Genomic DNA, 23,753 nt, shown 5'->3' with positions numbered 1-23,753 from the left:
GGGACGCCCGCCAGTCAGTCCGCCGTCGCCGGCGGCAGCGCCGCCTCGGGCGCGGCGAGGCGCACCGCACACTGTTTGAAGTGCGGTTCGTCGGACTGGGGGTCACACTCCGAGAGCGTCAGCCGGTTCGTCGCCGGATGGTGGATTGGGAGCCAGACCATCCCGCGCGGGACGCCCGCGTCCTCGTCGACGCGGACCGTCGCCGACCCGCGCCGCGAGGCGACGGCGAGGCGGTCCTCGACCACGAGGTCGGCGTGGGCCGCGACCGTCTCGGGGTTGACGCGGGCCACGAGGTCCCCGGCGACGCCGCCCCGCGACCGGACGCCGGTGTTGTAGCCGTCGGCCTCGCGGGCGGTGGTCAGCACGAGGGGGTACTCGTCGTCGGTCGGCTCCGGGAGGCTGTGCTGTCGGCCCGTCGAGAACTGGGCGTTGCCCGTCGCCGTCGGGAACGACCACGACTCGTCGGCCGACTCGCCGCGCTCGTAGTACCGGTAGCCGCCGGCGCTGTCTTCCTCGGGCGCCGGCCAGCGGACGGCGTGGCCCTCCTCCAGTCGGTCGTAGCTAATTCCCGAACAGTCCGCGATGGTCCCCTCGGTGAGGCAGGCGAACTCGTCGAAGACGTCGCTTGGCTCGGGCGACGTCGTCTCGAACAGGCCGGGGAACAGCCGCGAGCCGATTGTCGCGACGATGTCGATGTCGGCGCGGACGCCGCTCGGTATCTCCGTGGCCGCCCGGACCCGCGAGATGGTCCGCTCCATGTTCGTCGTCGTCCCCTCGCTCTCGCCCCAGGTCGCCGCGGGCAGGACCACGTCGGCGAGTTCGGTCGTCTCGGTGTGAAAGGCGTCCTGGGCGACGAGGAAGGCGTCGTCGAGCCGCTCGCGGGCGTTGTCGGCGTCGGGCATCCCGGCGACGGGGTTGGTGGCGACGGTCCAGACGGCGTCGGGGCCGTTTGCCAGCATCTCGACCGGCCCCGGACCGGCGTCGTCGGGCAGTCGGTCGACCGGCACGCCCCACGTCTCGGCCACCAGTCGGCGGTGGTCCGGGTCGCCGAAGGCCCGCTGGCCGGGCCAGGACCCCTTCGAGGAGCAGATGCGCGTCCCCATGGAGTTTGCCTGTCCCGTCAACGAGAACGGGCCGCCGCCGGGCCGCAGATTCCCGGTCGCGAGCGTCAGGTCGACGAGCGCCCGCGCCGTCTCGGTCCCCTGGACGTGCTGGTTGATGCCCATCCCCCAGTACAGCAGCGCGCGCCGGTCCAGCGCCGCGGCCAGCAGTTCCACCTCGTCGGCCCCGACGCCGGCGTCGGCGGCCGCGCGTTCGGCGCTGGGCAGCGTCCCCAGCAGGTCCTCGAAGCCGTCGGTCGCCGTCTCGACGAAGTCACCGTCGATGCGGTCGGTCTCGACCAGGCGCGCCAGGACGGCCCGGGCCAGCGCGAGGTCCTTGCCGGGGTCGGGGGCGACGTGATGGTCGCTGTTCTCGGCGGTCTCCGACCGCACGGGGTCGACGGTGATGAGTTCGGTCTCCTCGGCCGCAGCGCCTATCCAGCGGAACATAACGGGGTGGGCGACCGCTGGGTTGGCCCCCCAGACTACGTGACTCTCGGCGTCGTCGATATCGTCGTAGGTACAGGGCGGCGCGTCGCTGCCGAAGGCCTGGTAGTACGCCGTCACCGCCGACGCCATACACAGCGTCGTGTTGGCGTCGTAGTTGCGGGTGCCAAAGCCCCCGCGGGCGACCTTCCCGAGCGCGTAGGCCGCCTCGTTGGTCTGCTGGCCGCTCCCCAGCACGGCGACGCTGTCGGGGTCGTTCGCGTGGGTCTCGCGCAGCCCCTGCGTGGCCCGCGCCAGCGCCACGTCCCACGTCGTCGTCCGCAACTCGCCGTCCTCCCGGACCAGCGGGCGCGTGAGCCAGCTGCCGTCGGGGTCGCGGCTCTCCTGAATCCCGCGGGCGCAGGCGAGCCCCTGGTTGACCGGGTGGGCCGCGTCCCCGCGAACCATGTCGACACCGTATCCGATGTCCGCGCCCCGTTGCATGTGCCCACAGCCGACGGCACAGCGCATGCACGTCGTGGGAACCCAGTCGCTCACTGTCTACCACGCGCCAGCGCGGCGCCGGGGCGGACGCGACCGAACGTTTGGTTGCGACGTTCGACTAGCATATGTCTATCTAACCGATTGGATGGGCACTACAAAACCCTGACTCTTGATGGAACTCTCGCTATATCGCGTTCTGTACCCGGTTCGTAAACTTCTGGTCTCGCACTGTGCCGGCAGACGCCGGCTGGTTTAACATTTCCAGTTCCCCGCCCGGGTCGGCCCGAAACGTCAGTACGCCGCCGTCGCCGCCCGTCAGTAACTTTCTTTCGTCCCGCCGCCGAAACCAGGCTATGAACCACGAGCAGTCACGCGAACTCTACGACCGGGCCCTGTCCGTGATGCCCGGCGGCGTCAACTCCTCGGTGCGGGCCGTCCGTCCCTATCCGTTCTTCGTCCAGAAGGGCGACGGCGGCCACGTCGTCGACGCCGACGGCAACCGTTACATCGACTACGTGATGGGCTACGGGCCGCTGTTGCTGGGCCACGACATGCCCGAGTCGGTCCAGTCCGCCGTCCAGCAGCGCGCCGCCGAGGGGCCGATGTACGGCGCCCCGACCGAGGTCGAGGTCGAACTCGCGGAGTTCGTCGCCCGGCACGTCCCCAGCGTCGAGATGACCCGCTTCGTCAACTCCGGCACCGAGGCGACAGTCTCGGCGGTGCGGCTGGCCCGCGGGTACACCGGCCGCGACAAAATCGTCGTGATGCAGAGCGGCTACCACGGCGCCCAGGAGTCCACGCTCGTCGAAGGGGAAGGCGACCACACCAGTCCCTCCAGTCCGGGTATCCCCGAGAGCTTCGCCGAACACACCCTGACGATTCCGTTCAACGACCGCGAGGCCGCCCACGACGTGTTCGCCGAACACGGCGACGACATCGCCGCCGTCCTCACGGAGCCGATTCTGGGGAACTACGGCATCGTCCACCCCGTCGAGGGGTTCCACGAGACACTCGAACAGCTGTGTGACGACCACGGCTCCCTGCTCGTCTTCGACGAGGTCATCACGGGCTTTCGCGTCGGCGGCCTCCAGTGTGCCCAGGGGAAGTTCGATATCGACCCCGACATCACCACGTTCGGCAAAATCGTCGGCGGCGGCTTCCCGGTCGGCGCCATCGGCGGCAAGAGCGAGCTAATCGAGCAGTTCACCCCCGCCGGCAGCGTCTTCCAGTCCGGCACGTTCTCCGGCCACCCGGTGACGATGGCGGCCGGCCTGGAGACGCTGCGGTATGCCGCCGAGAACGACGTGTACAGCCACGTCAACGGGCTGGCCGAGCGGCTCCGGTCGGGGCTGCAGGATATCCTCGAAGACCGGGCCCCCGAGTACACTGTCGTCGGGACCGACTCGATGTTCAAAGTCATCTTCACCCGCGAGGCACCCGATTCTTTCGAGGGTCACTGCGAGGCCGGCTGTACCCAGCGGACGGACTGCCCGCGCTACGACCACTGCCCGAAGAACGGCCACGACGTCAAGCGCGCCGAGACCGAGCGCTGGGAGCGGCTGTTCTGGCCCGCGATGAAAGAGCGGGGCGTCTTCCTCACCGCCAACCAGTTCGAGTCCCAGTTCGTCTGTGACGCCCACACAGACGAGGACATCGAGGAGACCCTGGAGGCCTACAAGGCGGCGCTATGAGCGACGACGACATCTCGCTGTCGGAAAAGCGGATGTACGGCCAGACCCGTCCCGAGACCCACGCCTACGTCGCGTCCGGTCTGGGCGTCACCCGCGTCGAGACCGCCGGCGGACAGATAGGCCGGTTCAGCCTCGTCCACCGGTGTTCGGCCCGCGCCGTCGCCGGCGCGAACGGCGAGATAGCGGTCGCCACGGCGGAGTCGGTGCTGGTCTCGACCGACGACGGCTTCGCCGCCACCGGCTTCGGCCCCGCGACGGCCGTTGGCTACGACGCCGACGGGCTGGTGGCCGCCGGCGAGGGACGGGTCGCCCGGTACGACGACGGCGAGTGGTGGGAGATGGGGGCTGTCGACGACGTGCGGGCGCTTTCCGACGACCTGGTGGCGGCCGCCGACGGCGTCTACGGCCTGCCGGGCTGTGCGTATCTGGGGCTGCACGACGCCGCCGACGTGGCGGGCCCCTACGCCGCGACGGCGGACGGCCTCTACAGGCGCGACGCCCAGGAAGGCACCGTCGGTGCCAGGGAGAACTGGCTGCCCGTCCGTTCGGGTGCCCACTACGTCGTCGCCAGCGACGGCCGCCGAGTTCATACAGCAGATGCCGACGGGCTCTACGAACTGGCCGACCACGGCGGCGCCGGCCCCGAGCCGAACTGGCAGCCCTGTGACCTCCCGGTCCGTGAGCGGGTCGTCGACGTGGCCTACGGCGCGGACACCTACGCCATCACCGAGGACGGGACCTTCCTCGTCGACACCGCCGACGACGCGACGGCCGACGGCCGCGGCGGCTGGCGCGCCCGGTCGCTCGGGGTGCCCGAGGTCGTCGGCGTGGCGGTTGCCTGAGGCTGGTTTCGGCTGGTGGCACAGCCGAGGAGTTTCTGCCGGTGACACAGCTGGCGGGCGGGACTGAACGGGGCGACGCTCTCGGGGAAACCCGACGTTCGCAAGAGCGAAGCTCTTGTACAGCCCAGCAGAAATCTTCGATTTCTGAGGACGACGCAAGCACCACGGGTACGAACTGCGTGACGAGGAGCCACGCGAGTCGCGCGACCCGAGCGCGTCGGGGCTTTCTGGCTGTCCGCACTGCTCGAGACGTCCTCAGTGACGCCGCATGTAGTTACTAGCCCACGAATCGAAAAGGGGTTTAGCCCTGCCGATGACCCCTCGCACATGATTATCCCCGGCGCGGAGACACAGGCCTTCGCGGCCGCGCTGTCCGAGGCGGCCGACGAGTCGCTCGCTCGGGTCGAGTACGAACAGTTCGCCGACGGGGAGCACGTCGTCCGCGTGCCCGAGGCCGTCGCGGGCGAACGGGCCGTCGTCGTCGCCTCGACCGTCGACAGCGACGCCCACGTCCAGTTGCTCCAGTTGCAGGACGCGGTTCGCGAGGCCGGCGCCAGCGAGGTCGTCACCGTCCTGCCGTACATGGGCTACGCCCGTCAGGACGAGGCGTTCCGGCCCGGCGAGCCCGTCTCCTCGCGGGCGATGGCGCGGGCCATCTCGACGGGCACCGACCGCGTGGTTACCGTCACGCCACACGAGCCCGCAGTCTGTGACTTCTTCACCGTCCCGGCGACGGCCGTCGACGCCGCACCGGTGCTCGCCGAACCGCTCCCCGACGCCCTCGTCGACCCCCTCTTTCTCTCGCCCGACGAGGGCGCTATCGAACTCGCCGAGACGGTCAGAGACGCCTACGGGACCGGCGAGACCGACCACTTCGTGAAGGACCGCGACTACGACAGCGGCGCGGTGACGGTAACGCCCAGCGACGCCGCGGTGACCGGCCGAGACGTGGTCCTGACCGACGACATCATCGCCACCGGCTCGACGATGAGCGAAGCTATCGCGGTGTTGAACGAACGCGACGCGGGCCGCATCTTCGTCACCTGCGTCCACCCGATGCTGGCGAGCAACGCGCTGACGAAGCTCTCGACCGCGGGTGTCGAAGCCGTCTACGGCACCGACACGCTGGAGCGAGCGGCCACCGCGGTCAGCGCCGCGCCGGTCGTGGCCGAGGAGCTATAAGCGTCGGTCGCTCTGTCGCCGACGGTTCGTCCCTCCGGCGAGTCGCTCGCGGCCGGTGACCACGAGCGACGACGCTCACCCTGGCCGACGCCAACTTTTTCCCCTGTCCATCCCTCCCTGGGCACATGAGCGACGAACTCCCGGCGCAACTCCACCCGGAGGACCTGCCGGACGACCCGGACGTACTGAAGCGACTGGTCTGTGACCTCTACACGACGGTGATGGCCTCCGACGAACTCATCGAGGCCGTGGAGGGCGGCCCCACGGCGGACGGCACCGACCTCGGGTGGCTCACCGAACATCTCGAACCCGGCGGCCCGGTCGGACGCGAACCCCAGGAGTAACCGCAGCGACCGTTCAGCCGTCACCACGTCCCGGCCGCCGGGTCTGCCTGTTCCGTGACGCCTCGTGTTCGCGGATAGCTCGTGACGGCCTGCCGTTCCCCGTGGTCGCGACCGGCCGGTGTGTCTCAGTCCGACGCCTCGGCCGCAGCTACCGACGCTATCGCGATCTCCATCTCGACGCCTTCGACGTCCCACGTCTTGCGGTGGCCGTCGTCGACGCCGTCGAGTTCGTCCGCCCGGACTTCCTCCGTGATGAGCGCCTCGTGTTCCCGAACCAGGGAGTCGACGCGGTTGTCCTCGATAGCGAGGTCCACGACGATTCGGGCTTCGATGTCCAGTTCGAGGTCCTTGCGCATCTCCTGGATTCGGCGGATGACTTCCCGTGCGTAGCCCTCGCTCTCGATGTCCTCGGTGAGCGCGGTGTCCACGTAGACGACGCCGCCGCCGTCGAGTGCCGAGAACTCGGTGCCGGTGACGCCGTCGGGCGTCTCGCGGCGGAACTCGACCATCTCGTCGGTCAGGTCGACGGCCTCGCCGAGCGCGTCGGACACCTCGGCTTCGAGTGCGTCGAGCGAGGGCTCCCCAATTTCGGCCTCGTTCATGGCGTTCATCACGCGGCCGGCGTCGTCGCCGAAGGCGGGGCCGAGTTCGCTCATGTCGGCCGCGGCGGAGTAGTGGAGTTCGCCCCACTGGTCGTCCGCGCCGACGACCTCGACGGCGCGGGCGTTGAGCCGGTCGGCGACGATTTCGGACTGGGAGCGCACCGCGTCGGCCACGGCGTCGCTGTCCGTGTCGACCACGACGCGCGTGACGGGCCAGCGCAGTTTGCGCTCGGCCTGCTGGCGGGCGTTCGACCCCGCTTCCTCGACCTCCCGGACGACCTCGATTTCGTCTTCGAGCCCGGGGTCGTGGAACGCGTCGTCGGCTTCGGGCCAGTCACACATGTGGACCGTCGGGTGGCCAGCCGACCCGGTCAGCGAGCTATAGATCTCCTCGGCGACGAACGGCGTGAAGGGGGCAAAGAGCGCGGCGACCTCCTCCAGCACCCGATAGAGGGTGGCGTAGGCGGCCTGCTTGGAGTCGCTGTCTTCTTCGTCCCACATCCGCTCGCGGACGACCTGGATGTAGAAGCGAGAGACGTCCTCGACGACGAAATCCAGCAGTTCCCCGGCGGCCTTGTCGTTCTCGTAGGCGTCCATGTGCTCGGTCATCGCCGCCTTCACGGTCTGGAGTCGCGAGAGGACCCACTCGTCGGCCAGTTCCAGCGAGTCGGCCATCGACTCGACGGTCGTCTCCTCGGGGCTGAAATCGTCCGCGCGCATGTACGGCAGCGGGAACCGGGCGACGTTCCAGAGGATGTTGAGCCGCCGTTGCATCTCGCCGGTCTCGTCCCAGGAGAAGTTCATGTCGACGCCCTGTGCGGTCTGGGAGAGCAAGAACAGGCGCATCGGGTCGCGGCCGTGCTTCTCGATGACCTCGTGGGGGTCGACGAGGATACCCTTGGACTTGGACATCCCGCGGCCGTCGGGCATGTTGGCGTAGCCGTGCATCAGCACCCGTTTGTAGGGTATCTCGCCGGTGGCGGCCGTGGACATCCCCAGTTGCGACCAGAACCAGCCACGGGTCTGGTCGTGGGCCTCCATGATGAGGTCGGCGGGCCACAGTTCCTCGAACTCGTCCGTCTCCGAGGGGTAGTCGACGGTCCCCCACGTCGCCACGGAGGAGTCGAGCCAGACGTCGAAGACGTCGCCGACGCGGCTGTAGGTGGTGCCGTTCTCCGTAATCGTCAGTTCGTCGACGGTGCCCTTGTGGAGGTCCACGTCCTCGGGGTCGATGTCCTGGTCGACCCGCTCTGCGAGTTCCTCGCGGTCGCCGACGACGACGGCGTCGTCCATCTCGCCGTCCCAGTCTTCCGGCAGCCAGATGGGGATAGGGATGCCCCAGTAGCGCTGCCGGGAGACGTTCCAGTCGGGAGCCTCCTCGACGAAGTCACGGAAGCGGTTGTCGCGGGCCCACTGGGGGTACCACTCCGAGCCTTCGATGTTTTCCAGCAGTTCGTCCTTGATGTCGGTGACCGTGATGAACCACTGGTCGGTGACGATGCGGACGATGTCCGTGTCACAGCGCCAGCACTGCCCCTCGCGCACGGTGTGGCCCTGTTCGCTCGACAGCAGGGCGCCGTTCGCGTCGAGGTCCGCGATGACCTCGTCGTTGGCCTCGCGGACGAACTGGCCCGCGTACTCGCCGGCGGCGTCGGTGTAGGTGCCGTCGCTGCCGACCGGACAGAAGATTTCGAGGTCGAGTTCCTGCCCGCGGGCGAAGTCCTCCTCACCGTGGCCCGGCGCGGAGTGGACCAGTCCCGTGCGGTCGGCCTCGACGTAGTCGGCGGTGTACACCTGGCCGGACCCCTCGCCCTGGGCGTGGTCTGGCACTTCGTCGGCCAGCGGGTGGTCGTACGCCCAGCCGACCATCTCCTCGCCTGTCAGTTCCTCGACGACCTCGTAGTCGTCGTAGCGCCCGGCCTTCAGCACGCGCTCGACGCAGGCCTCGGCGACGTAGAGCCGTTCGGTCTCGCCGTCTCTCGTCGCGTCGACGCCCACGTAGTCGAGGTCACCGTCGACGGCGACGAAGGTGTTTGCGACGATGGTCCAGGGCGTCGTGGTCCAGATGACGAGCGACCCCTCGCGGTCGCTCAGGGAGAACTTGACGTAGATAGAGGGCTTGCCGACGTCGTGGTACTCGACCTCGTTGTTGGCGATGGCGGTCTCACACCGGGGACACTGGTTGATGGAGCGTTTGCCCTGCTCGACCAGGCCGCGCTCGTGGGCCTGCTGGAAGCCCCACCAGGCGGCCTCCATGTATTCGGGCGAGAGCGTCTTGTACGGGTTGTCCCAGTCCATCCAGACGCCGAAGTCCTGGAAGTCGCTTTGCAGTCCCTCCAACTGTTCGTTGGCGAAGGCCTTGCACTCCTCGATGAAGTTCTCCTCGCCGAAGCGCTCGATGTCTTTCTTGTTCTCGAAGTCGAGCCGTTCCTCGACTTTGGTCTCGATGGGCAGGCCGTGCATGTCGTAGCCCGGCCGGTCGGTCACGTCGTACCCCTGCATGCGGAGGTAACGGATGTAGCAGTCTTTCAGCGTCTTGTTCCACGTCGTCCCCATGTGGGCGGCCCCGGAGGTGTAGGGCGGCCCGTCGACGAAGAAGAAGTCCTCCCCGTCGGCCCGATGCTCGACCGTCTGCTCGTAGGCGTCGACGTCGTCCCAGTACTCGAAGACGCCCGACTCCACGCGCTCGGGGTCGTACTGGTCGTCGACCGCGGCGAACCGTTCCATACCGGGCTTATTCGCCGCCGGCATTAAAGGGGAATCGGTTAGGCGGAGTTCGTCTCCGGATACGTATCAGCTCGTCACTTATATCAGAAGGCTAATCGTTGCTGGTGTACTGAACTGCATCCATATCTCTCGGCACGGGTCGGGCGCCAGGGGTGGTCGTGCCGTGCCGTACCGAGCCACGATGCACTCCGACACCGACTCACGGACACACGGACCGGCTCCCGGCGAATGCGTGTTGCTGGGCGACGGCGAGGGAACCGTCGTCTGGAGCGACCCCGCCGTCGCCGACGTACTGGGGCGGAAAGCGACGGCGGTCAGCGGCAGGACCGTCGACGCGCTGCTCGGGCCGGCCGCTCCGGACCCGCCGCCCCGTGGCACGACGCCGATAACCCGGACGCTCGCCGTGCCGACCGACGACGGCGAGGTCCGGGACATCTCGGTAACCGTCGACGCTGTCGAGGCTCCCGGGGCGGCGACCGTCTACCGCTGTCGCCGGACCGTCGACGAGCAACTCGACGTCTACCACGTCCTCTCGCGCGTCGAGGACGCGGTCGTCGCCTTCGACACCGAGTGGCGCTACACCTACGTCAACGAGACGGCCGAACGACTGCTTGACCGGTCCAGCGCGGAGTTACTGGGGGAAGTCGTCTGGGAGCAGTTCCCGAAGACCGTCGGCACGGACATCGAACACGAGTTCCGCCGCGCGTTGGCGACACAGGAGCCGTCGACGTTCGAGAACTACTCCGACTCCCTCGACCGCTGGGTCGAGATACGCGTGTTCCCCTCGCCGACGGGGGCCTCGGTCTACTTCCGGGATATCTCGGCGCGCAAGGCCCGCGAAGCACAACTGCAGCGCGAGCGGGACCTGACCGAACAGCTCCTGCGGGTGAGTCCCATGGGCATCGCCGTCCACACGCCCGACGGTCGGTTCGTCCGCGTCAACGAGCGCGCCGAGGAAATCATCGGTATCGACCGCGAGGAACTCCTCGATACGGTGCTGGACGAACCGATATGGGACGCCCGCGGCCCCGACGGCGAGCCGTTCCCAGACGAGGCGTTCCCGCTCAACGTCGTCCTGCGCACCGGCGAACCGACCTTCGGCACCGAGATGTCCGTCCGCCGTCGGGACGGCGCCCGGTTCTGGATTTCGGTCGGTGCCGCGCCCGTGCTGAACGAGGCGGGCGACATCGAACACGTCGTCGTCTCCTTCGAGGAGATAACCGAGCGCAAACAGCGCGAGGCGGACTTACAACGCGAGCGGGACCTGACCGAACAGCTCCTGCGGGTCAGTCCCATGGGCATCGCCGTCCACACGCCGGACGGGCGGTTCGTCCGCGTCAACCAGCGGGCCGGAGAGATTCTGGGCGTCGAACCCAGTGAGCTGGTCGGTGAGGTACTGGTCGAACCGGAGTGGGAGTCGTACGGCCCGGACGGCGAGCCGTTCCCCGACGAGGCGTTCCCGTTAAACGTCGTGTTGCGCACCGGCGAGCCGACCTTCGGCACCGAGATGACCATCCGGCGTCGTGACGGCACCCAGATATGGCTCTCCGTCAGCGCCGCGCCGCTGCTCGACGCCGACGGTGACATCGAGCGCGTCGTCGTCGGCTTCGAGGAGATAACCGAGCGCAAACGCTACGAACAGCGCCTCCGGAAGAGCGAACGGCAGTTCCGCGCCGTCTTCGAGGGGACGCTGGACGCCCTGCTACTGGCCGACGACGACGGGACGTACGTCGACGTCAACCGGGCCGCCTGTGACCTGTACGGGCTCGACGAGGACGAACTGGTCGGCCGGAACGTCGCCGAGTTCGCCCCGCCGGACTACGACGTGGCGGCCGCCTGGGACGCCTTCCTCGAAACGGGGACGCTCCAGGGCGAGTTCCCGCTCGTCCGACCGGACGGCGAGACCCGCGTCACCGACTTCGTGGCGACGGCGAACGTCACTCCCGGCCTCCACCTCTCCGCGCTGCGCGACATCACCGAACGCAAGGCCGACGAGGTGCAACTGGCGGCCCAGCGCGACGAACTCGCCCGCCTGAACGACATCAACGCGCTCATTCGCGGGGTCCACCGGACCGTCGTCGGTGCGACCGACCGCGAGACCGTCGAGCGGGCGGTCTGTGAGGGACTGGTGGCCTCGGAGAGCTACCCCGTCGCGCTGACCACCCGGTTCACCGGCGAACCGACGGAGGTGGAACACGCCGCCGGCCTCCCGGACGACGCGCTGGCGACGCTGCGTGCCGCGGGCGCGACCCGCCTCGAAACGGCTATCGACCGGACCGCCACGGCGGATACGGTGACCGTCCTCTCGGAGGTCCGCGACGACGCCTCCCATCCGGCGCTGCGGGACCTGGCCGCCGACCGGGGCGTCCGGACGCTGGCGGCCATCCCCATCGAGTCCGACGGCGTCGTCTACGGCGTCCTGACGGTCGGGTCGACCGACGCGGACGCCTTTACCGGCCGGGAGCGCGCCGTCTTCGCCGAACTCGGCCGACTGCTCGGGACGGCCATCGAGTCCCTCCAGACGAAGCGCCTGCTGTACGCGACCGGCTTCCTCGAACTCGAACTCGCGCTGTCGGCCGAGGTCGAACCGGTCGCGGCGCTGAACGACCGGGTCGGCGGCCGCTGGCGCCTCGACGGCGTCGTCCCCGTGGAGGCGGGGCGGTACCTGCTGTACGTCGACGTGGGCGACGCGCCGCTGGACGAACTAGAGCGGGCCGCCGACGGCGTGACCGGCCTCACCGGCCTCCGCCGCGTCGACACCGGGGACACGCCGCTGTTCGAACTGCGCGTCGACCACGACACGCCCGTCAGCGGCCTGCTGGACGCCGGCGGTCGCATCCGCGACGGGACCATCGAACACGGGGACAGCCGGTTCGTCGTCGACGTCACGCTCGACACCGACGTCCGGGGCTATCTCGACCGACTCGAACAGCGCGGTATCGAGGTCGAACTGCTCGCGAAGCGCGAAGTCGAGCGCACCGCTCCGGCGGCCCGGGCCGCCGGGACGACCGACACCGCGCTGACCACGCGCCAGCGGACCGTCCTCGAAGCCGCCTACCTGTCGGGCTACTTCGACTGGCCCCGGCGGCGGACGACCGGCGAGGAACTGGCCGACGCGCTGGACATCGCCACGTCGACGCTCCACCAGCACCTCCGGGTCGCCTCGGCGAAGGTGTTCGAGCAGTACTTCGACGGCACCGAGGCCGGGTCGGTGTGACCGCCGACCCTGACAGGTCAGATACCGCATTCTTCCGGTAGACAATTCATACCGTCGAGTGGCCTCGTCTCTGGTGATGACGATATCACAGAATGCGACGACCGACCGCGACCTGGGGGACGCGTTCGACCTCCTCGGCAGCTACCGCCGACGCCTCGTGCTGGCGCGCGTCAGCGGCGCCGAGGAGGCCGTCCCGGTCGGCTGGCTCGCCAGGGAACTGGCCGCGGCCGAGGGGGACAAACCGCGGGCGGCCGTGACAGCCACCGAGCGCGACCGCAACAAGATTCGGCTCCACCACGCGGACATCCCGCCGCTGGCGGCCGCCGGGTTGATACGGTACGACCCACGGCGCCGGGTGGTCGCGAGCGGCGACCTGCCCCTGGAGGGCGAGGAGTGGCTGGAGATGCCCGTCGTCGAAGCGCTCGAAGCCTGGAACGGTCGCTGACGCAGTTCCGCCGACGGAACCGACGCCGACGGAACCGCCGCTGTTTTCGCGGCTCGCCGGAACGCCGTTAGCCACGCCGGTCGCGCGCGACCGACCGCCCGGAGGAAAACGCAGTTACTTTCACTCTCTCGTGTGTTGCGTCTGTAACAATGGTACACACGAGCGTCATCGGTTGCGGGAACATGGGCAGTGCGCTGGTCACCGGTCTCTCGAAAGCCGGCGGGCACACTATCGTCGCGTGCGACCTTGACCCGGACGCGCTCGCCGCGGTCGCCGACTACGCCGACGAGACGACCGACGACATCTCGCTCGCGGGCGAGGCCGACGTGGTCTTCGTCGCGGTCAAGCCGGACATCGTCGAGGCCGTCCTCTCCGAACTCGACCTCTCGGCCGACCAGACGCTCGTCACCATCGCCGCCGGCGTCCCGACCGACTTCGTCGAGGCCCGGACCGACGCCAGCGTCGTGCGAATCATGCCGAATCTCGCCGCCGAGACGCGGCTCATGGCCGCCGCGGCGACCGGCGACCTCTCCGAGACGGTGCGCGGGCTGCTCGACGACGTCGGCGAGTTCGCCGAAATCGAGGAGTCCCAGATGGACATCGCCACCGCGGTCAACGGCTCCGGGCCGGCCTTCGTCTTCTACTTCATCAAGGCCATGACCGAGGCCGGCGTCGCCGGCGGGCTGGACCACGAGGAAGCGCAGGTGCTCTCGGCCCAGACGTTCAAGGGCGCCGCCGAGACGGTGTTGCAGGACGACCGCTCGGCCGACGAACTCATCGACGCCGTCTGCTCGCCAAACGGGACGACCATCGAGGGCATGGAAGTGCTGTGGGACAGCGGCGCCGACGGGGCGATGAAAGATGCCGTCGCCGCCGCCGAACGCCGGTCGAAGGAGCTGGCGGCCGACTTCGACGATGAGTGAGGTCGTCGACGGCGAGGCGCTCGCGGCCACCCGACGGCTGGCCGCCGGGGCCGACCGGGTCATCGTCAAGGCCGGGACGAACTCCCTGACAGACGCCGACTCGAACTTAGACGACGCCAAGCTCGACAAGCTGGTCGACGACATCGAGGACCTGCTCTCGCGGGGCAAGGAGGTGCTGCTGGTCTCCTCGGGCGCCGTGGGGGCCGGTATCGGCCGCGTCGGCCACGACACCGACACCATCGAGGAGTCCCAGGCGCTCTCGACGGTCGGCCAGAGCCACCTGATGCGTCGCTACACGGAGAGCTTCGAACGCTACGACCGGAAGGTCGCCCAGATTCTCATCACCGAGCACGACCTGGACAACCCCGAGCGGTTCACCAACTTCCGCAACACCGTCGAACGGCTGCTCTCGTGGGGTATCGTCCCCATCATCAACGAGAACGACGCCGTCGCTACCGAGGAGCTACAGATAGGCGACAACGACATGATTTCGGCCTCCATCGCCATCGGCGTCGAGGTCGACCTGCTCGTGACGCTGACCGACGTCGACGGCGTCTACACCGGCAACCCGAAGGAAGACGCCGACGCCGAGCGAATCGAGGTCGTCGGCCGCAACTACAGCGAGGTCGAGGACGTCGTCACGGAGAGTTCGACGGGCGGGTTCGGCGGCATCCAGACGAAAGTGCGGGGCGCCCGCGACGTGGCCGAACACGGCATTCCGGCGGTCATCGCGGGGTCGGCCGAACCGGACGTGCTCCGCAAGGTCGCCGACGCGGAATCGGTGGGCACAATATTCCTGCCTATCAACGGAGCGGTAGATGACTGAGACAGACACACACGAACAGGTGGCACAGGCCAACCGCGCGGCACTGCGGCTCGCGAACGTCGACGCAGAGACGCGCAACGGGGCGCTGGCCGACATCGCCGACGCCATCCGCGAGAACAGCGAGGCCATTCTCGCGGCCAACGAGGAAGACGTCACGGAGGCCGAACGGATGCTCGCCGAGGGCGAGTACACGCAGGCGCTCGTCGACCGTCTCAAACTCGACGAGGGCAAGCTAGAGTCCATCGCCGGGATGGTCGAGTCCGTCGCACAGCAGGACGACCCGCTGGGGGAGACGCTCGCGGCCCGGGAACTCGACGAGGACCTCGAACTGTACAAGCTCTCGGTCCCTATCGGCGTCGTCGGGACCATCTTCGAGTCCCGTCCCGACGCGCTGGTGCAAATCGCCGCGCTGGCGCTCAAATCCGGCAACGCCGTCATCCTCAAGGGCGGCAGCGAGGCCAGCGAATCGAATCGGGTGCTCTACGAGACCATCATGGAGGCCACCGCCGACCTCCCGGACGGCTGGGCCACCCTCATCGAGGCCCACGAGGAGGTCGACCGACTGCTCGAGATGGACGACATGGTCGACCTCGTGATGCCGCGTGGCTCCTCGGACTTTGTCTCCTACATCGAGGCGAACACCCAGATTCCCGTGCTGGGCCACACTGAGGGCGTCTGTCACGTCTACGTCGACGAGGCCGCGGACCTGGCGATGGCCGAGGACATCGCGCTGGACGCGAAGGTCCAGTACCCCGCGGTCTGTAACGCCGTCGAGACGCTGCTCGTGAACGAGTCGGTCGCCGACGAGTTCCTGCCAGGCGTCGTTTCCCGCTACCGCGAGGAGGGCGTCACGCTGCGGGGCGACGCCGAGACCCGCGAAATCGTCGACGTCGACCCCGTCACCGACGGCGACTGGCGGGCCGAATACGGCGACCTCGAACTCGCCATCAAGGTGGTCGACGACGTCTACGACGCCGTTTCCCACGTCAACGAGAACGGCTCGAAACACACCGAGTCAATCGTCACCGAGGACGCCGACACCGCCGAGACGTTCATGACCGGTATCGACGCCGCCAGCGTCTTCCACAACGCCTCGACGCGCTTCGCCGACGGCTACCGCTACGGGCTGGGCGCCGAGGTCGGCATCTCCACGGGCAAGATTCACGCCCGCGGCCCCGTCGGCCTGGAGGGGCTGACGACCTACAAGTACTATCTGGAGGGCGACGGCCAGCTCGTCGCCAGCTACGCCGGCGAGGACGCCCTGCCCTTTACCCACCGGGAGTTCGACGGCGAGTGGAATCCGGGGCACCTGCACGACGAGTAGAGCGACAGCCCTCAGGCCACCGGCTCGAACGACCCCGTGACGCGCCTGGTGACCGACTCGTAGACGTCCGGACACGGCTCGCCCTCACCGGCCGACGTCTGCACAGAGAACACGTAGACGCCGTCAGACCGCTCGACGTGGACGATGTAGGTCACCGACTCGTCTGCGCGGCGTATCGCCACGGGGCGTTCCCGGCCGTCGTAGGTCGTGACCGTCCCGCTCTCGAACCGGTCGTCGAAGGAGTACGCTTCGGTCGCGTCGGCCGGTTCGCCCGTCGGCCCCGTCTCGGAGACGGTCATCGTGTGCAGCGGCGAGACATCCCCCCGGCCGTAGCCAAAGCCCGTCACGTGGCTGTCGTCCTCGTCCTGTTCGCTCGTCACCTCGCCGCCCATCGGGTAGCCGAAGGCCGCCACCATCCCGCGGTCGCCCACGTCGTAGGGCTGTAGCGTGTCGCCGAAGTTGCTCGCGCAGGACCCGGCGAGACTCGTCCCGGCGCTGCCGTCCGCCGTCGCCGGCGGCGTGCCAGTCGTCTCGGTGGGTCCGTCGCCGCTGTCGCCGTCGTCACCGCTCGAACAGCCGGCCAGCGCACTGACCGCCACCAGCCCCAGCAGTTCGCGTCGGGAAAAATCCATGCTTTCCCGAGGCTGGATTATCGCTTAACTCTTCCGAGGGGTAGCAGAGACCCGGCCACACGTCGCACTCGCTCACGGGTCGGTGGCGTATTCGCCGATTTGCGCCATCGGAACGGCGCGCATCGTCTTGGTGTTCAATCCGTGGCGCTGTACGGCCATCGATACCTCCAGCACCGTCTCCTCGTCGTCGGCGTCGAAGACGACCTGCAAGTCGTAGTCCCCGATGAGGACGTTGCTGTCGTGTACCTCGCCACCGGCGTCTTCGATATCGTTCCGGATGTCCCCCCATATCGACGCCAGTTCCTGGAAGGTGTGGAATCGCTGTTCGTTCACGTCGGCGAGCAGCACGTGTGTCGTCATACTGCTGTTAGCGGACAGACATTTTTAGGCGTTCTTACCAGGTCCGTATCGCCGTCGCGGACCGTTCCGGCCGGGCATCCGGCCCGTCGGAAACGTTCATACCCCGCCCGGCCTCACCGGCGGGTCTGTCGGATGGGGAGCCGCCCGCGTTTCCCGACCCCGAGGGCCGCCACGCCCTCGCCGACGACTGCCGGCGCTGTCCCGAACTGGCCGGCGCCCGAGAGCGCATCTCCTGGGGCGTCGGGCCGCTGGACGCCAGCGTCGTCGTGGTCGGCGAAGCCCCGGCCGCCGGCGACCCCGACGCCGACCAGTGGCGGGGCGGGAACCTGACCGGGATGGCCTACACCGCCCGGGCGTCGGGTCGGAAGATTCGGACGCTGCTCGCCGACGCCGGCTTCGGCCACGACGGCTGTTACTTCACGAACGCCGTGAACTGTCACCCGCCGGGGAACCGCGACCCCACCGCGGCGGAACTGGACAACTGTCGGCCGTATCTGGTCGGGGAAGTCGAGACGGTGGCGCCCGATGCCGTGCTGCCGACCGGCACGCACGCCACCGAGACGGTGCTGGCCCTCGACGGCGAGGCGCTCTATGGCGTTCTGGACTGCGTGCTGGACCCTCGCGAAAGCGACGCGCTCGGGGTGCCGGTGGTCCCCGTGCTCCATCCGAGCTACCAGGAGGTGTGGCTCTCGCGGCTGGGGTACCGCTACGAGGAATACGCCGCGGCGATAGTGGTGGCCGTCGACCGGGCCACCGGGGGCTGACTGCCGCCGGAGAAACTTTCATGGCCGCGCCGGACACACCGCCGCGTATGGACGACTGCATCTTCTGTCAAATCGTCGCCGGTGACATCCCGAGCCGAACCGTCTACGAGGACGACGACGTGCTGGCGTTCCTGGACGCGAACCCGCTCGCGCCGGGCCACACGCTCGTCATCCCAAAGGACCACCACGAGTCGCTGAACGACCTGCCCGCGGACCTGGGGAGCGCGGTGTTTGCCGCCATGCACGAACTGACGCCCGAGGTCGAAGCGGCCGTCGACGCGCCCGCCAGCACGGTGGCGTTCAACAACGGCGAGGAAGCCGGTCAGGAGGTCCCCCACGTCCACGCCCACATCGTCCCGCGCTTTGCCGACGACGGCGGCCGTCCCATCCACGCGCTGGTCAGTGACCGACCCGACCTGAGCGACGACGAACTCGACGATATCGCGGCGACAATCAGGGACTGATACGGATTGTCGTAGCCTCTTCCTGGCCGCCTCGGGACGGCGATAACCGGGAAACAGCGACACCAATCCGTACGACTACCGCACGACCAGTCGACCGTCCACGTCGACGACCGTCGACCGGACGTCCTCGAGTTCGCTCTCGGTCAGGTACCCGTCCGCGCCCACGAACGGCTTCGACGTGTCCTCGACGTCGAAGCTCTGGATGCCGACCGCGATGACGACGCTGCTGTCGTTCTCGACGCGGGCCATGTGGAGGTAGGTGGCGTTGGGCGTCTCGCCGCCGCTGACCACGCCTGCGTGGGTCTCGACGGTGACGTCCTGGTCGAGCATCGTCCCCTCGACCGTCGAGAGCGCTTCCGGGCCCCGTTCCCAGTCGACGCTCTCGCCGTCGCCGACGCCGGCGGAGCTGAGAAAGCCCTCGGACTGGTCGCTGGTCAGCAACTCGGCCAGCCCCAGTCGGGCCAGCGGGTTCAGCGACTGGCCGGCTACCTTCGCGGCGGGCGTGCTGAGGACGCCGACGCTGAGCGCGCCGCCACCGAGCGTGCCGGCGTTGAGGTTCTCCAGCGACCCCGTCGAGAGGGCGACGGTCGCCCCTTCGCTGTCGAAACTGCTGTCGGGGAAGGCGAACTCGCCGGGGAACTGCAGCAGCTCCGTCGGCGTGAACGATTCGTCCGGGAAGAAGAAGCTATCCGGAAACGCCTCCGGAAGGGCCCCGGCGGCGACTGGATTCGTGGTCGGCTCCGTCGTGACGAACGTCGAGTCCGGGTAGAACACCGAGTCCGGGTAGAACACCGAGTCCGGATAGAAGACCGAATCCGGCCAGAACACCGAATCCGGCCACGCGGTCTCCTGGTCGGCACCGAAGAACAGCAGCGTCTCCTCGGGTGCGAGTTCGTCGCCCGCCTCGGCGACGCTGAACGGCTCCGGCACCTCGTCGAACGACTCTTCGGGGAAGAACAGCACCGTCGTGTCTTCCGAGAACGTCGAGTCCGGGAAGAAGTACCCGTCCGGGAAGAAGTGCCCGTCCGGGAACAGCTCTCCGAGCGGTGCCGACAGCACCTGCCCCTCGGAGAAGACGCTGTCCGGGAAGAACGACGAGTCCGGGAACAGTTCGTCTCCCCCGAAGTACGCCATGGGGACGCCTCGCTCGCGGTCGGAGAACACGACGAAGCCGGGGACCATGTTGTCGGGGTTCGTCACGCCCAGTTCGTCGACGCCGACGGCCGCGGCCATCCGTTCGGGGTCGGTGACCGAGACGCCAGTGTCGAAGAACACGCTGGCTGGCGCGGCGACGTACTCGGCTTCGACCTCGTCGCCGGCGCTGAAGGGCTCGCTCTCCTCGACTCCGTCGCCGAGCCCGTCGCCGTCCGCGTCGCCGTCGAAGAACGCCACGTCCGCACCGCCGTCGTCGCCGGGCATCACCCACTCGTCGCCGGGGAACCAATTCGTCGACGGGACCCACTCCTCACCGGGGAACCACTCCTCGCCCGGGAACAGGGCGCCGTGTTCGCCGACGATGAACGACTCCTCGCCCTCGAAGGCCGAATGGTGGGCGACCGCCAGCACCTGGTCGGCACTGACCGGGCCGTCGCTCTCCGTCGGCGCGAACAGCACGACGCCGGCCGGGTCGACGGGGCTGTCCCTCTCGAGGAGTGGGAGCGGCCCGCCGACGACGCCGAACGCCGTCGCCGGCGCGGCGCGCTTCTCGGTCACCTCGCCGAAGGCGTCGTCCCCCTCGCCGCCGACGAACCGGAAGAGGAGTGGTCCCTCGCCGCCGACGAAGGAGAGTTCGACGTCCGTCTGTCCGTACACGGAGATGGAGCTCTCGACGGCCGCGTTGACGTCCTGTCCGCCGACCGACCGCGAGTACTCGCGGCGGTCGGTCTTCTCGACGAGCGCCGTGAAATCCAGTTCGTCCTGTGCCGCCTGTGGCAGTACCACGGTGTCGGCGATGAACTCCTGGTTCGTCAGCCCGCCACATCCCGCGAGCATCCCAGCACCCGCAGCGACGCCCGTCATCGCGAGAAACTGTCGTCGATTCCACTTGTTTTCACCGCTACCTGCTGTCATGATGGCTCCTTACTGGGTAGTACTGTACAACCGAACTAAGCATAAGAATTCTTATTGGTAAGATAAATGATTATCCCCGTCGCTGGCACTGACCTTTTTATTTCATCCCGAGTTCCACGTACTGTATGGCTACACCGACGCTCGCGCTGGTCGGCGCCGCCGGCGGCGCCGGGACGACACGAACGACCGTGGAGATGGCGGCGACGCTTGCCCGGGCCGGCCGCTCGGTCGCGGTGCTAGACGCCGCCTTCGGGACGCAGGGACTGGCGACGTACGTCGGCGGGCGGATACCGGACGACGTGACCGCCGTCGCCGTCGGCGAGAGCGCCCTCGAGGCGGCGCTGTACGACGCCGACTACGACGTGGCGGGCCGTGTCGTGTTCTGTCCGGCCCACGCGCCGTTCGAACGCCTCGCCCGCGCGCAGGCACCCGACGCCGCTCGACGGCTCGAAACCGCCGTCGCCGACGCCGCTTCCCGGTTCGACCACGTCCTGCTGGACGTGCCGCCCGTGGCCGCCAACCCGGCCGTCGCCGCGCTCACGACCGCGGACCGGCGCGCGCTCGTCGCGCCCGCGACCCCCCGCGGCGCCGACCTGCTGCCCCGACAGCGCGGCCGACTGCGGGACCTCGACGCCCCCGCCGACGCCGTGGTCGCCACCCGGACCGACGCCGCCGACGCGATACCCGTCGAGGACGCCGACTACGAACTCCCCGCGGCCCACCCGGTCGGGCCGAGCGCGCTCGACCCCGAGTCGCCGCTCGCGCCCGCCGTCGCGGCCGCCACCGAGGGCCTGCTGGGTACCGACCTGGCACTCGAGTTCGATGAGCCGGGGCTGCTCGACCGCCTCTCGTAACCACCGACTAGAGGTCCGGCAGCGGCACCACGACCACGGGCCGGTCGGCCCGCTCCAGTAGCGCCGTCGCCGTCGACCCGACGCCCGACGCCCCCTCGGTCCCGGCGTTGGCGCAGACGAGTAGTACGTCGGGGTCGTGGGCGTCGATAGCCGCCAGCAGTTCGGTCGCGGGGTCGCCCTCACGGAGTTCGGTCTCGGGCATCGCCGCCGCCAGCCGCGACCGGGCGACGTTGGCCGCGTCGGCGGCGTCGCGCTCGTGGCTGTCGGGCTCTCTGACCCCGACCACGACGACGCTGTCCTCGCTCGGGTCGAGTCGCCCCTGCAGGTAGTCGGCCGCCGCCGCGGTCACGTGGACCGACGCGGTGGCGACGAGATAGTCGGTCATGGGCTCTCTGGGTGCTCCGGCGGCTTCGGCGTTTTGCTCGCCGTCGCTACTGGGTCACGCTCCTCGCTGCTCTAGGACTCACTGTCCGCAGTCTCGCTTCGCCGCTCGCGTCCGAGGCCCTCGCTTCGCTACGGCCTCGCTCTCCCCGCGTCGCCTTCGAGGACGCTCCCTGCGGTCGCTTCCTCGCTAGGTTTACATACACCGCCCCTACTACCGGATAGCGTGCGCGTCGAGAACAGTTTCATCGCGGTCGACGGCGTCGGCGAGCAGACAGAGCGCTCTATCTGGGAGCAGGGGGTCACCCACTGGGACGAGTTCGAACCGGGCGTCGTCGGCGGCAAGCGGGGCGACCGCATCGACCAGTTCATCCGGGAGGGCCGCGCGTATCTCGACGCCGCGGACGTGGCCTACTTCGACCGCTGTTTCCCCAGCAGCGAGGGGTGGCGCCTCTACGAGACCTTCCCCGAGCAGGCGTGTTTCTTCGACATCGAGACCACCGGGCTGGACGAGCGCCGCAACCAGGTGACGACCGTCTCCTTGCACCAGGCCGGCGAGACCGAAACACTGGTCGCCGGCGACGACCTCACCGCCGGCAACCTCCGGGCGGCCTTCTCCGACGCCGACCTGCTGGTGACGTTCAACGGCAAGCGCTTCGACGTGCCCTTCCTCGAAGCGAACTTCGATATCGACCTCCAGCGGCCCCACCTCGACCTGATGTACACCTGCAAGAAAATCGGCCTCTCTGGCGGGCTCAAACAGGTCGAGCAGGACATCGGCATCGAGCGGGACCGCCCCGACATCTCCGGCCGGGACGCGGTCCGCCTCTGGCGCGAACACGAGCGCGGCCAGGACGGCTCCCTGGAGACGCTCGTCTCCTACAACCGCGAGGACACCGTCAACCTGCAGACCCTGGCCGACGAGGTGACGACGCGGCTGGACGAGCAGGTGTTCGTGTAGCGCGGTCGCTCGCAGGCTCACGGCCTCGAAGCGCACCCGAGAACGCAGTGACGCGGAGCGTAGCCCCTGCGTGAAGCACGCGCGCGACGGGGCCGATGTGGCTCACTCCACCGCTGACTGTCGCTCCCGAGCGCCCTCGCCGGGCGCCAGCAGGTGTGTGCGTCCGGCGAGAAAGCCCACGAGCAGGCCCGTGAAGTGCGCGACCAGCGCCGCGCCGGGGTTGGCCGTCAGCAGCGTGACGAGCGCCGCCACCAGGACGCCGGCGGCGAGCTGGGACCGCGGGGCGAGTTCGACGCCGCCGACGATGCGCTCGGTGAGCCGGTTCGCCCCGAGCAGGTAGCCATAGAGGCCGAGGATGGCGCCGCTGGCACCCAGCACGGCGACCTGTGCGGGCAGCCACGGGACCAGCGGCCCGACGAGGCCGACCAGCGCCACCTGCGTCACCCCGGCGAGGACGCCGACGCCGGCGAAGAAGGCGTGAAAGCGCGCCGGCGTCGTCAGCCGCTCGACCAGCACGCCGCCCAGCGCGAGCGCGACGGCGTTGGCGACCAGGTGCGAGACGCTCGCGTGGGCGTAGACGCTCGTCACCAGCGTCCACGGTCGGGAAAGCAGGGGGTTCGACAGCGCGAACAGGCCCCGGAGGCCCACCGCGCCGGCGGCCCGCTGGCAGGCAAAGACCGCGAGAACGAGCGCCAGGGTCACGGCCGTCGGGCTCCGTCGGAGGGCGCGCATACCTGAACGTGGCGGCCAGCGTACAAGAAAGCCCGGCCAGTTCGCCGCCATCATAAACGCATACTTGCTCCGGCCGCTGTCCCCGTGTATGTCCGACATCACCGACTCGCTCGCCGTCGCCTTCGGCGAGCACACCGACGCCGACACCGCACAGACCGCCGCCGAGAACGTCGCCGCCTTCGCCCGGCAGTACGACGAGGCCCTGACCGCGGACGACGTCCTGGCCCGCTTCGAGGACGCCCCCGCCGCCGAGTTCACCCGCGCGTTCAACTGGCTCGTCGGGGACCTCGCCGCCGGTACCGAGGACTGCACGGACTCCCGGGAGTTCCGCATCGGCGGTCCCGGCGACCACGCCGCCGACCCCACGATTACGGGCTGACCG

21 protein-coding genes are annotated in these 23,753 nt (G+C 69.0%); 14 read left to right on the top strand and 7 right to left on the bottom strand.

Translation table 11 applies throughout. The features are described from left to right. Positions 1-14: 14 nt before the first annotated feature. A complete protein-coding gene (gene nasA / locus NDI86_RS10180) occupies positions 15-2,084 on the bottom strand; it encodes an assimilatory nitrate reductase NasA (protein ID WP_310900314.1) in 2,070 nt (689 codons plus the stop codon). A gap of 299 nt (positions 2,085-2,383) precedes the next feature. Here nasA and hemL point away from each other — a divergent pair, with 299 nt between their 5' ends. The 4 genes from hemL (at position 2,384) to NDI86_RS10160 (ending at position 6,089) form a co-directional block, all read left to right on the top strand. Continuing rightward, positions 2,384-3,721 (top strand): glutamate-1-semialdehyde 2,1-aminomutase, encoded by a 1,338-nt coding sequence (hemL, locus tag NDI86_RS10175; protein ID WP_310900313.1) that lies wholly within the window; start codon positions 2,384-2,386, stop codon positions 3,719-3,721. Beyond that, a complete protein-coding gene (locus NDI86_RS10170) occupies positions 3,718-4,563 on the top strand; it encodes an HVO_0234 family beta-propeller protein (protein ID WP_310900312.1) in 846 nt (281 codons plus the stop codon). Before hemL ends, NDI86_RS10170 begins: the two co-directional genes overlap by 4 nt. Before the next feature lie 327 nt (positions 4,564-4,890). Further along, on the top strand, positions 4,891-5,745 hold the full coding sequence (gene prs / locus NDI86_RS10165) for a ribose-phosphate diphosphokinase (RefSeq protein ID WP_310900311.1): 855 nt from the start codon (positions 4,891-4,893) through the stop codon (positions 5,743-5,745). Between the two features lie 125 nt (positions 5,746-5,870). Next, positions 5,871-6,089, top strand: coding sequence for a hypothetical protein (locus NDI86_RS10160; RefSeq protein ID WP_310900310.1), 219 nt, complete (start codon positions 5,871-5,873; stop codon positions 6,087-6,089). Between the two features lie 125 nt (positions 6,090-6,214). Here NDI86_RS10160 and ileS read toward each other — a convergent pair whose 3' ends face one another. Next, entirely contained in the window at positions 6,215-9,418 is a 3,204-nt protein-coding gene (gene ileS / locus NDI86_RS10155; RefSeq protein WP_310900309.1) for an isoleucine--tRNA ligase, read from the bottom strand. 163 nt (positions 9,419-9,581) lie between these two features. Here ileS and NDI86_RS10150 point away from each other — a divergent pair, with 163 nt between their 5' ends. From NDI86_RS10150 to NDI86_RS10130, 5 genes are all read left to right on the top strand, one after another. Then, positions 9,582-12,635, top strand: coding sequence for a PAS domain-containing protein (locus NDI86_RS10150; protein ID WP_310900308.1), 3,054 nt, complete (start codon positions 9,582-9,584; stop codon positions 12,633-12,635). A 76-nt stretch (positions 12,636-12,711) separates the two neighbouring features. Beyond that, positions 12,712-13,080, top strand: a complete 369-nt coding sequence (locus tag NDI86_RS10145) for a DUF7344 domain-containing protein (RefSeq protein WP_310900307.1) — start codon at positions 12,712-12,714, stop codon at positions 13,078-13,080. A gap of 149 nt (positions 13,081-13,229) precedes the next feature. Continuing rightward, positions 13,230-14,003, top strand: a complete 774-nt coding sequence (gene proC, locus NDI86_RS10140) for a pyrroline-5-carboxylate reductase (protein WP_310900306.1) — start codon at positions 13,230-13,232, stop codon at positions 14,001-14,003. Beyond that, positions 13,996-14,829 carry a glutamate 5-kinase gene (proB, locus tag NDI86_RS10135; RefSeq protein WP_310900305.1) on the top strand — a complete coding sequence of 278 codons (834 nt, stop codon included), beginning with the start codon at positions 13,996-13,998 and terminating at the stop codon, positions 14,827-14,829. Before proC ends, proB begins: the two co-directional genes overlap by 8 nt. Then, a complete protein-coding gene (locus NDI86_RS10130) occupies positions 14,822-16,153 on the top strand; it encodes a glutamate-5-semialdehyde dehydrogenase (protein ID WP_310900304.1) in 1,332 nt (443 codons plus the stop codon). The genes proB and NDI86_RS10130 overlap by 8 nt, the downstream gene beginning before the upstream one ends. 11 nt (positions 16,154-16,164) lie before the next feature. On the opposite strand, the gene NDI86_RS10125 is transcribed toward NDI86_RS10130, so the two are convergent. Together NDI86_RS10125 and NDI86_RS10120 are read right to left on the bottom strand one after the other, a co-directional pair. Continuing rightward, positions 16,165-16,785, bottom strand: coding sequence for a hypothetical protein (locus tag NDI86_RS10125; RefSeq protein ID WP_310900303.1), 621 nt, complete (start codon positions 16,783-16,785; stop codon positions 16,165-16,167). 72 nt (positions 16,786-16,857) lie between these two features. After that, positions 16,858-17,145 (bottom strand): GYD domain-containing protein, encoded by a 288-nt coding sequence (locus tag NDI86_RS10120; protein WP_310900302.1) that lies wholly within the window; start codon positions 17,143-17,145, stop codon positions 16,858-16,860. 125 nt (positions 17,146-17,270) lie between these two features. Between NDI86_RS10120 and NDI86_RS10115 the strand changes: the two genes are divergently transcribed. Beyond that, on the top strand, positions 17,271-17,909 hold the full coding sequence (locus NDI86_RS10115; protein ID WP_310900664.1) for a uracil-DNA glycosylase: 639 nt from the start codon (positions 17,271-17,273) through the stop codon (positions 17,907-17,909). A 47-nt stretch (positions 17,910-17,956) separates the two neighbouring features. Next, on the top strand, positions 17,957-18,373 hold the full coding sequence (locus NDI86_RS10110) for an HIT family protein (RefSeq protein WP_310900301.1): 417 nt from the start codon (positions 17,957-17,959) through the stop codon (positions 18,371-18,373). Positions 18,374-18,448: 75 nt separating this feature from the next. Here the strand turns inward: NDI86_RS10110 and NDI86_RS10105 are convergent, their stop codons facing one another. Beyond that, on the bottom strand, positions 18,449-20,443 hold the full coding sequence (locus NDI86_RS10105) for a DUF6517 family protein (RefSeq protein ID WP_310900300.1): 1,995 nt from the start codon (positions 20,441-20,443) through the stop codon (positions 18,449-18,451). A gap of 125 nt (positions 20,444-20,568) precedes the next feature. On the opposite strand from NDI86_RS10105, the gene NDI86_RS10100 reads away from it, so the two are divergent. Next, positions 20,569-21,297 carry a MinD/ParA family ATP-binding protein gene (locus NDI86_RS10100; RefSeq protein ID WP_310900299.1) on the top strand — a complete coding sequence of 243 codons (729 nt, stop codon included), beginning with the start codon at positions 20,569-20,571 and terminating at the stop codon, positions 21,295-21,297. Positions 21,298-21,304: 7 nt separating this feature from the next. Here the strand turns inward: NDI86_RS10100 and NDI86_RS10095 are convergent, their stop codons facing one another. After that, on the bottom strand, positions 21,305-21,682 hold the full coding sequence (locus tag NDI86_RS10095) for a universal stress protein (RefSeq protein WP_310900298.1): 378 nt from the start codon (positions 21,680-21,682) through the stop codon (positions 21,305-21,307). A 222-nt stretch (positions 21,683-21,904) separates the two neighbouring features. Here NDI86_RS10095 and NDI86_RS10090 point away from each other — a divergent pair, with 222 nt between their 5' ends. Next, the gene (locus NDI86_RS10090) at positions 21,905-22,639 is read left to right on the top strand and encodes a ribonuclease H-like domain-containing protein (RefSeq protein ID WP_310900297.1); all 735 of its coding nucleotides are present in this window, start codon (positions 21,905-21,907) and stop codon (positions 22,637-22,639) included. A gap of 102 nt (positions 22,640-22,741) precedes the next feature. On the opposite strand, the gene NDI86_RS10085 is transcribed toward NDI86_RS10090, so the two are convergent. Continuing rightward, the gene (locus NDI86_RS10085) at positions 22,742-23,371 is read right to left on the bottom strand and encodes a rhomboid family intramembrane serine protease (RefSeq protein ID WP_310900296.1); all 630 of its coding nucleotides are present in this window, start codon (positions 23,369-23,371) and stop codon (positions 22,742-22,744) included. Positions 23,372-23,459: 88 nt separating this feature from the next. Here NDI86_RS10085 and NDI86_RS10080 point away from each other — a divergent pair, with 88 nt between their 5' ends. After that, positions 23,460-23,750, top strand: coding sequence for a hypothetical protein (locus NDI86_RS10080; RefSeq protein ID WP_310900295.1), 291 nt, complete (start codon positions 23,460-23,462; stop codon positions 23,748-23,750). Positions 23,751-23,753 lie beyond the last annotated feature (3 nt).

This window comes from Haloarcula onubensis, from assembly GCF_031624605.1.
Lineage (GTDB): Archaea > Halobacteriota > Halobacteria > Halobacteriales > Haloarculaceae > Haloarcula > Haloarcula onubensis.
Note: the sequence above shows the minus strand (reverse complement) of the source record. Positions and strands in the feature narration are given on the sequence as shown.